The following is a 1,096-nucleotide window of genomic DNA, read 5'->3' as shown; positions in this document are numbered from 1 at the left end:
CGCCGGTGGTGGGCGACCGGGTGCGCGTGCGTCGCGCCGACGGCACGCTGCGCGAGCTGACGGCGGCGCAGCTGCCCGGACCCGGAGAAACGCTGGTGGTGTCGGTGACGGAAGATCCCGACGGGCCGTACATGTTCGACTTCGAAAACCGCGCCGGCGGCGCGGTGCGAGGCTATTGGCGCGGAGGCAGCAAGGTGATCGCCGCGGTGGAACGTCCCTTCCGCGGCGTGGGGCGTTTCAGCGGCAGCAAGTTCCAGCGCCGCAGCGCTCTGCGCGCCAATCACTGCGGCGTGATCTGCGTGAGCACGAGCGACGTCGGCGACATCGGCGGTTTCCAGATCATTCCCTACGAGCATTCTTTCTCCAAAGAAATGCAGTCGGCGTGGGAAAAGACGCAGTGGATGATCGTGCGTTCGCTCGACGGCGAAAAGATGACGGCGCGCGCGCCGCTTTTCAAGGGCACGTTCACGCCGGGAGCGCAGGCGCTGGAGAAGCTGTGGGACTTCTGGTCCACCTACGGCCGCCGCTCGCTGGTGATGTGCCGCGTCGACGGCGGCGAATGGCGGCGTTTCGACGCCACCGCCGGCAAGGACGACCACGCCTTCGACCATGTCACGCATCTGCGCGTTTACGCGCCCTTCACCAGGGAACCGGGCAAGAAAACGCGCTTGGGCGACTTCCGCTGAGCGCTTCGGAAAAAACGCAAAACAAAAAGGAGTTCACGAAAAACTTTCGGTGAACTCCTTTTTTAATCGGGCAGGAAATTTTTAAGCCGCGCCGCGAGCCGGCGCCACAGAGGCGCGCAGAGGCGCGCGAGGCGGATCCGCCCGTGGAACAGCCCCCAGCCGGCCAGCAGGGCCGAAACGGCGAACAGCGGGTGAGCCGCGCAGAACTGCAACAGCCCCGCGGCCGGATCGACGTAAACGAAACGGAAGAACCGCTCGCCCGTCAGGCGCGCCACCAGCGGCGCGAGGAACAGACGCATCACGGCGTAATAGCAGCACAGCGACAGCGGCGCCAGCACGGCGATCAGGCGGATGAAGCGGCGGTTCTCGTCCAGCGCCTGCTGCGAGATGGCCCGCGCGTAACATTCCGT

At 66.0% G+C, this 1,096-nt stretch carries 1 protein-coding gene and 1 pseudogene; one reads left to right on the top strand and one right to left on the bottom strand.

The window, feature by feature from the left end; genetic code table 11:
• Nucleotides 1-686 (top strand): annotated as a pseudogene (locus HMPREF7215_RS13485) (hypothetical protein); the annotation flags it as partial.
• A gap of 62 nt (nucleotides 687-748) precedes the next feature.
• On the opposite strand, the gene HMPREF7215_RS13480 reads toward HMPREF7215_RS13485, so the two are convergent.
• On the bottom strand, nucleotides 749-1,096 hold a 348-nt coding region (locus HMPREF7215_RS13480), incomplete at its 5' end, for a hypothetical protein (protein WP_009163934.1).

Source organism: Pyramidobacter piscolens W5455 (assembly GCF_000177335.1).
Lineage (GTDB): Bacteria > Synergistota > Synergistia > Synergistales > Dethiosulfovibrionaceae > Pyramidobacter > Pyramidobacter piscolens.
Note: the sequence above shows the minus strand (reverse complement) of the source record. Positions and strands in the feature narration are given on the sequence as shown.